Consider the following 7,872-nt stretch of genomic DNA (forward strand, 5'->3'; position numbering starts at 1 on the left):
CGACCGGCATCGTCGACTGGCGACGCGACTGGTGCGTCGCCTAGAAACAACAGATAAGGCTTCGTGATCTCCACCAAGGTCTCCGAAGGGGCGGCCGCGCCGAACAAGGACAGCGTGAAGGCGGCGATCGTCACCAGAGCGATGGTCGGAAGCTTCTTGGGGAAGTAGGGGCCCGTGGCCACGGCGCCGCGGGAGACGACGCGCGCGTCGGCGAGCAGCGCCTCGGGGTTCTCGCGAGCGGTGGTTTCCCTGTATCGGGCCAGAAGTTGCTCGAGCAGATCCCGCTGGGAGCGCGCGTCGCGCTCGAGCGCGCGGAGCTGAACGTCTTCGTTGTTTGCCTTGGACGCCGCCTCCTTGAGCTCGTCGAGCTGCTTGCTCAGAGCCTTGACCCGCGCCCCCGCCGTCTTCGCGTCGTTCTCATAGGCGCGCGCGAGTTGCTCGGCCTCGCGGCGGATCTGCTCGTCGAGGCCCTGCAACTGCGCGGACAGTTCGCGCATGCGCGGGTGCTGCGGCAGCAAGGTGCGGCCTTCGCTGGCGATCTGCGCGGCCAGCTGCGAACGCTGCTGCGTCAGCGAGCGCACCAGATCCGAATTTGCGATCTCGAGCGCCTCCGCAGGCCGGCCCTGGCGGAGCACGGTGCGGATCATGTTCGCCTTCGCCTGGGCCTCCGCCTCCTGGGTGCGGGCGGCCGAAAGCTGGGTCGTGGCGTCTCCAAGCTGCTGTTGGGCGACGGTCGCGTTGTTGGCGCCCACGAGCAGCCCCGCCTTGGCGCGGAAGGCCTCGACCTTCTCCTCTGCCTCCCGGACGCGCGTTCGCAGGTTGTCGATCTCGCGGGAGAGATACTGGGCCGCCTGCTGGTTCGCCTCCTGCTTCGCAGCACGCTGGAGGTCCAGATAAGCGTCAACGAAACCGTTCACGACCTTAGCGGCGGTGTCGGCGTTCTTCGACACGAACTCGATGCCAACCACGCGGGACCCGGTCACCGGATAGACCGAGAGGTTCTCCGCCACCTTGTCGACCACGCCCTCGCTCAGCGACGTGTCGTCCTGCCGTGCGAGCCCCACGGCGCGCAGCAGGCGCCTCAGGATCGACCCCTTCTGCGCCGAGAACTCCGGGTCGTCGGCGAGGTGGAGGTTTTTGACCACCGTGCGCACGAGATCGCGGGACTGTATGAGCTGGACCTGGCTCGCCACGGCCTGCTCGTCCGGCAACTGCGTCGCCCGCTCGTCGCGGGGACCTGGCGAGGCGCCTTCCCGATTCTCGATCAGGATCAGAGCCGTCGATCGGTAATAGGGAGAGCTGAGCTCGACGAACAGGAAGGCGACCAGCGCCGCAAGCAGCGTCGGCCCCAGTATCCAGCGCTTGCGACGCCAGAGACCGCGGCCAAGCGCACGAAGGTCGATCTCGCCCCCTTGGGGACGATCGCCCTCCTCGCCGTGGCTGATCCTCTGGATCATTCCGTGCCCTCGACCGCCGCACTGCATTTCATCAATCGCAGCACAGCATGATCATGGTTGCCGCAGAGTTAATTGGCCGTCCTGAGCGAGATCAACCGGCAACCGCTCGTTAACGATGTTGCGGTAACGAAGGGTAAACCATCTCTGCAAGGGTTCGCCATGAGGTCGCCTCGCCGCACGACTGCGCTGGCTCTAGCCGCCCTGCTGGCAGGCTGCGCCGCCCCGCGGGCCGTGCCGCCTCCATTGTCGGCTGATTTCGACGAACCTTACGTGCTGGCGAGCGGCGACAAGCTCAGGATCAACGTCTTCGGCCAGCAGAACCTGACCAACAGCTACGCCGTCGAGCCGGACGGCAGCATCGCGATGCCGCTCGTGGGGCGCTTTCCCGTGAGCGGAAAGACCTCCGATCAGGTCCGGACCGGGCTCGAAGCGAAGCTGAAGAGCGGGTATCTGCGCGATCCGAACGTCTCGGTGGAGATCGAGTCGTACAGGCCGTTCTTCATCCTCGGCGAGGTCACCAACGCCGGCCAGTATCCCTATGTCGCCGGCATGACGGCCGAGAACGCCGTCGCCATCGCGAGCGGCTTCTCTCCACGGGCCAAGCGCGACCGGGTTGAGCTCACGCGCCGGATCGGCGACAGGGTGTTCAAGGGCGAGGTCCCTCTGACCTACCCGATCAGACCCGGCGATACGATCAACGTCGAAGAACGTTGGTTCTAGCAGACCGCGCCCTGCCGGCCGCGAAATGCGATTGCCCGGAGGGCTCATGAGCGACGCGACGCCCCTGCGTATCGTGCATCTGGTCCGCTCGCCGGTGGGCGGGATCTTTCGGCACATCGCGGATCTGATCGGCGCGCAGGCGGCGGCCGGCCACAGCGTCGGCCTCGTCTGCGACAGCACCACCGGCGGCGCCTTCGAGGAGGCGCGTATCGCCCTTCTCCGGCCGAAGCTGGCGCTCAGCGCCGTCCGCCTGCCGATCCCCCGCCAGATATCGCCCGCCGACCTGGTCGCTCTCACCCGGGTCAGCCGGACGCTGGCGCCGCTCGCGCCGGACGTCCTGCACTGCCATGGGGCCAAGGGCGGCGCGTTCGGACGTGTCGTCGGCACGTGGCTCGGCCGGTCAAAGCCGGTGGCGCGGCTTTACGCGCCCCACGGCGGCAGCCTGCATTACGATCCGGCGTCCCTCGAGGGCCGCCTGTATTTCCGCGTCGAACGCGCGCTGGAGCGACTGACGGATTCGCTGATCCACGTCAGCGCCTACGAGCAGCGGGTCTATGTGGAGAAGATCGGTCCCCCGCGCTGCCCCGCGGTCGTCGTCCGCAACGGACTGGCGCCGGAAGAGTTCGAGCCCGTCGCGCCAGATCCGGACGCGGCCGATTTCCTCTATCTGGGCATGTTGCGGGACCTGAAGGGGGTCGACGTCTTCATCGAGGCGCTCGCGCTGCTCGACAGCCGCGGGCGGCCGAAATCGGCCGTGATCGTCGGCGACGGACCGGACGAAGCCCGCTACAGGGCGATGGTCGCCGAACGCGGGCTCGGGTCGCGCGTCCGGTTCCAGAAGTCGACGCCGGCGCGCGAGGCCTTCGCGCTGGGGCGCGCGATCGTGGTGCCGTCGCGGGCCGAGTCGATGCCCTACGTGGTGCTGGAGGCGATCGCGGCCGGTCTGCCGATCGTGGCGACGCGCGTCGGCGGCATACCGGAAATATTCGGGCGTCATTCCGACGAACTGGTTCCGCCCGGCGACCCCCAGGCGCTCGCCGCCGCGATGGCCGGGATCGGGGCTGATCCGGATGCCGCCAGGGAGGCTGCGCTGGCGCGGCGGACGCACATTTCCGGCGAGTTTTCGCTGGCCGAGATGGCCTCGCGCATCGAAGCGGTCTACCGGGCCGCGCTCCGACGCAGGTCTAGCGGGGATTAGGGGATCCGCGTAAAACAATCTTCGCGTTTACGGGGGAGAGTGCCGGTCCGCTCGAGGGGAGAGCCAGCGACTTGACCGACCTGTCCATGGCCCGAATCGACACCGCCAAGAAGCCGAAGTCAGCCGCCGCCAAGCAACGTCAGGCGCGGCTGAACGAACAGGCGCGCGAGATCGCCGAGCGCTTCAGCGCGGCCTCGATCTCGCCCGTGCTGCTGACCGGATCCGCGCGCCTCGTCGACGCGGCGGTCGTCATCGGCTCCGGCCTCGCGGCCTACGGAACCGTGTTCGGCGCGTTCCGTCCGTTCGGCTGGGCGTATGTCGCCGCGATCGCCGTCGGGCTCATGCTGACGCTCGTCTTCGCCCATGCGGCCGATATCTACCATGTGGTGGCCTTCCGCTCCGCCCGAGGCCAGATCGGTCGCGCGCTCGGCGCCTGGACGCTGGTGTTCGCCGGCTTCTCGGTGATCGGGGCTTTCTTCGATTTCGGCGGGATCGTTCAACGGAACTGGCTCGGCTACTGGTTCGTCTTCGGCGCAGGCGGGCTGGTCGTGGCGCATGGCGCGATGAGCCTGCTGGTCAAGCGTTGGGCGCGCGAGGGGCGGCTCGGGCGCAAGGCCGTGATCGTCGGCGGCGGCGAACCGGCGGCCGAGCTCATCCACTCGCTCGAATCCATGCCGGACAATGACGTCCACATCTGCGGGGTGTTCGACGATCGATCCGACGACCGCTCGCCAGCCCTGGTCGCCGGCTATCCGAAGCTCGGCAACATCGCCGAGCTCGTCGAATTCGGGCGACTCGCGCACATCGACCTGCTGATCGTCACCCTGCCGGTCAGGGCAGAGGGCCGCGTCGCGGAGATTCTGAAGACGCTCTGGGTGCTGCCCGTGGACATCCGGCTCGCGGCCCACACCGACAAGCTCCGGTTCCGGCCGCGCGCCCATTCCTATCTCGGCGCGATCCCGATGGTGGATCTCGCCGAGAAGCCGATCCAGAACTGGGATTTCGTCGCGAAGCGGACCTTCGACCTGATCGTCGGGACGCTGGCGCTGATCCTTGTCGCCCCGGTGATGATCGCGACTGCGATCGCCATCAAGCTCGACAGCCCGGGCCCGGTGTTCTTTCGCCAGAAGCGCTACGGCTTCAACAACGAGGTCATCGACGTCTACAAGTTCCGCTCGCTGCGGCAGGAGCTGGCGGATCCGGACGCCAAGACGGTGGTGACCAAGAACGATCCCCGCGTGACCCGCGTGGGTCGGTTCATCCGCAAGACGTCGATCGACGAGCTGCCGCAGCTTTTCAACGTGCTGAAGGGCGAGCTTTCGCTGGTCGGCCCGCGGCCGCACGCGGTCGGCGCGCACACCTCGGACCGTTTGTGGAACGAGGTGGTCGACGGCTACTTCGCCCGCCACAAGGTCAAGCCAGGCGTGACCGGCTGGGCGCAGATCAACGGCTGGCGCGGCGAGGTCGACACGCCCGAGAAACTGCGCAAACGCGTCGATTTCGACCTCTATTACATCGAGAACTGGTCGATCCTGTTCGACATCCTGATCCTGTTGAGGACGCCCTTCGCTCTCGCCAAGACGGACAACGCCTATTGAGCGACGCCGGCGCGCTTCCGGGCCGGAGCGCACGCCGGCCGCTGACCATCCGGGCGGAGACGCTGCGCGAGGGCGTCGTCTGGCTGGCCATCGCCTCGAGCTTCTTCGTGATGTTCGAGCCGGCGGCCTACGACCTTCTCATGGTCGTCGCGATCGTGCTGTTCATCGGCACCGGACTGAAGCTGCCGCGCGCGCTGCTGCCGTTTCTTCTCCTCGTCATCCTGTACCAGCTCGGCGCCGTTCTCACGCTGACGCTGGTGTTCGACCGAGCCGACACGCAGATATGGACGACGATCGGCGTCTTTCTCGCCGCAACCGGCTGCTTCTATTCCCTGTTTCTCGCCGAACGCACCGAGATCCGCGCTCGCCTGATCGCGAACGCGTGGGTGATCGCCGGGGTCGCGAGCGGCCTGCTGGCGATCGTGGGTTACTTCCATCTGGTCCCGTTCGCCGACAGCCTGCTGCGCTACAACCGGGCCAAGGGCGCGTTCAAGGACCCGAACGTCTTCGCGCCGCACCTGATCTTCCCGGCGCTGATCCTGATACAGCGGCTCTATGCGAGCGATCTGAAGAAGTCGCTCCTTCTTGTCCTGCCGCTCGGAATCATCGTGGCGGGCGTGCTGTTGAGCTTCTCGCGCGGGTCCTGGGGACACCTGATCGCATCGGCCGCGCTGATGACGGGGCTCACCGTTCTGACGGCCCCCTCGCCCGCCGCGCGGGCGCGCATCCTGGTCACCTGCGTGGTCGCCACCGGCTTGGCGGCGCTCTTCCTGGTGATCCTGATTCAGCTGCCGACAGTGGGGAGCCTCTTCGAGCAACGCGCGAGCCTCGAGCAGAGCTACGACGTCGAGCATGGCGGGCGATTTGCGAACTATGTGCGAGGCTTCCGGCTCGCCCTCGAGAAGCCTTTCGGGATCGGAATCTTCCAGTTTTCCAGACGCTTCGGCGCGGATGTTCACAACACCTATTTGAACGGCTTCATGTCCTATGGCTGGCTCGGCGGCGTGTCGCTGGCGGTGCTGACGCTCCTCACGCTGTTCTCGGGCGCGCGCTACGTCCTGACGCCCACGCCGTGGCGGCCCGTGTTCATCTGCACCTTCTCCACCTGGGTGGTTCTGATGATCGAGGCCGCCGTCATCGACGTCGACCACTGGCGACACCAATGGGCGCTGCTCGGGATGATGTGGGGCTTCATCGCCGCGACCGCCGCATATCAGAACCGGCTCAACGCGCCGGGCCGTCCCAAGGCGCCACCGGCGGCCTGACCGGTCAGCGGCGCGCGAGCAGGAAGCCCGGCGCTGCTACGGCCGCATAGGCGGCGACGCCGACGAGGCCGATCAACGCCGCGGGCGCGAAATCCGGGAACTGCGGGATCAGCCCCTTCAAGCCAGCCGCCGGCCCGAGCGACCAGCGGATCGCGGCCGCGGAGGCCGCGGTCGCGAGGCCGAGCGACGCCAGGCTGAGCGCGAAGCGGCGGTCTGGCGCGAAGCCGTCCCGCTTGCGCAGCAGCCATGTCAGCAACAGCAGATTGGCCCAGGCGCCCATCGAGGTCGCGAAGGCCAGGCCCGCGCTGAAGAAGGAGCCGACGAGCAGCACCTTGAGCGCCACATTGACGATCGTCGCCGCCGCCAGCGCCTTCACCGGGGTCGCCGTGTCGCCGGATGCGTGAAAGCCGGGCGTCACGCAGCGCAGGGCGACCACAGCCGGAAGGCCGATGGCGTAGGCCTGCAGCACCGCCGCGGATCCCTCGACCGCCGCCGCATCGAAGGCGCCGCGTCCGAACAGCGCCGCCACGATCGGACCGGGGGCCGCGGCGAACAGCGCCACGAACGGCAAGGTCATCAACAGCGCGCCCTCGAGGGCGCGATTCAGCCTGTCGCGGGCGCCCGCCCCGTCATTCGCCGCAAGCCGCCGCGCCAGCTCCGGCAGCAGCACGGTCCCGATGGCGATGCCCACGACCGCCAGCGGCAGCTGGTACAGCCGGTCCGCATAATACAGGTAGGACACCGAACCCGTCGGCAGGAACGACGCCAGGATCGTGTCGGCGAACATCGCGATCTGGACGCCCCCGGACCCCAGCACCGCCGGCCCGAAGCCCCGCAGGAAGTTCCGCACATGCGGGGTGATCCGTGGCCGCTTGAGGCGCAGCGATCGCCCTGCCCGCTTGAGATCCCAGAGCACGAGGCCGAGCTGCGCGAAGCCCGAGACCAGCACCCCCACCGCCAGCGCATGCGCGACGGTGGGGAACAGGCCGCTCATCAGCATGCCGCCGATCATGCAGACGTTGAGCAGGATCGAGGCCGATGCGGCGGCCGCGAACCGGTCGTGCGCGTTCAGCACGCCGGCGGCGAGCGTCATCCAGGAGATCAGCAGCAGGTAGGGGAAGGTGATGCGGGTGAGGCTCGCGGTCAGATCAATCTGCCCCGGCTCCTCCGTGAAGCCCGGAGCGAGCAGCGCGACCACGAACGGCGCGAACACCAGAGCCAGAATGAGCAGGACGAACTGGACCGCGAGCGTGATCGACAGCACGTCCTCGGCGAACGCCTTCGCCTCTGCCTGCCCATGACGCTCGAGCGTATGGGCGTATCGCGGCACGAAGGCGGCGTTGAACGCGCCCTCGGCGAAGATCGCGCGAAAATGGTTCGGCAGCCGGAAGGCGACCATGAACGCGTCGGCGAGCGGCCCGGCGCCCAGAAACGCCGCCATCATCACGTCGCGAACGAAGCCGAACAGGCGCGAGAGGAGCGTCAGCCCGCCGACCGAGGCCGCCTTACGCCACATCTATCGCCATCGCGCGTTCCCGCCGTCACACCGGGGCGCGCCGAATCCCCTGATCGTGGCGCGGCGGGACAGTAGCAGCGGCGGGGGCGCAGCGCCTCATGCGGCGCGCGCGGCGGGC

6 protein-coding genes are annotated in these 7,872 nt (G+C 68.1%); 4 read left to right on the plus strand and 2 right to left on the minus strand.

Annotated elements, in window-relative coordinates:
- Positions 1–1,457, minus strand: a 1,457-nt coding sequence (locus ACIKT0_RS09610) for a GumC family protein (RefSeq protein ID WP_407105136.1), incomplete at its 3' end; no start/stop codon positions are given.
- 159 nt (positions 1,458–1,616) lie between these two features.
- Between ACIKT0_RS09610 and ACIKT0_RS09615 the strand changes: the two genes are divergently transcribed.
- The 4 genes from ACIKT0_RS09615 (at position 1,617) to ACIKT0_RS09630 (ending at position 6,238) form a co-directional block, all read left to right on the plus strand.
- On the plus strand, positions 1,617–2,177 hold the full coding sequence (locus tag ACIKT0_RS09615) for a polysaccharide biosynthesis/export family protein (protein WP_407105140.1): 561 nt from the start codon (positions 1,617–1,619) through the stop codon (positions 2,175–2,177).
- Between the two features lie 46 nt (positions 2,178–2,223).
- Positions 2,224–3,375 (plus strand): glycosyltransferase family 4 protein, encoded by a 1,152-nt coding sequence (locus tag ACIKT0_RS09620; protein ID WP_407105137.1) that lies wholly within the window; start codon positions 2,224–2,226, stop codon positions 3,373–3,375.
- 86 nt (positions 3,376–3,461) lie between these two features.
- Positions 3,462–4,973 carry an undecaprenyl-phosphate glucose phosphotransferase gene (locus tag ACIKT0_RS09625; RefSeq protein ID WP_407105141.1) on the plus strand — a complete coding sequence of 504 codons (1,512 nt, stop codon included), beginning with the start codon at positions 3,462–3,464 and terminating at the stop codon, positions 4,971–4,973.
- Positions 4,970–6,238 (plus strand): O-antigen ligase family protein, encoded by a 1,269-nt coding sequence (locus ACIKT0_RS09630; RefSeq protein WP_407105138.1) that lies wholly within the window; start codon positions 4,970–4,972, stop codon positions 6,236–6,238. Before ACIKT0_RS09625 ends, ACIKT0_RS09630 begins: the two co-directional genes overlap by 4 nt.
- A 4-nt stretch (positions 6,239–6,242) precedes the next feature.
- Here the strand turns inward: ACIKT0_RS09630 and murJ are convergent, their stop codons facing one another.
- Positions 6,243–7,754, minus strand: coding sequence for a murein biosynthesis integral membrane protein MurJ (gene murJ / locus ACIKT0_RS09635; RefSeq protein ID WP_407105139.1), 1,512 nt, complete (start codon positions 7,752–7,754; stop codon positions 6,243–6,245).
- Positions 7,755–7,872: the final 118 nt, after the last annotated feature.

Source organism: Hansschlegelia beijingensis (assembly GCF_045505405.1).
GTDB classification, from domain to species: Bacteria; Pseudomonadota; Alphaproteobacteria; order Rhizobiales; family Methylopilaceae; genus Methylopila; species Methylopila beijingensis_A.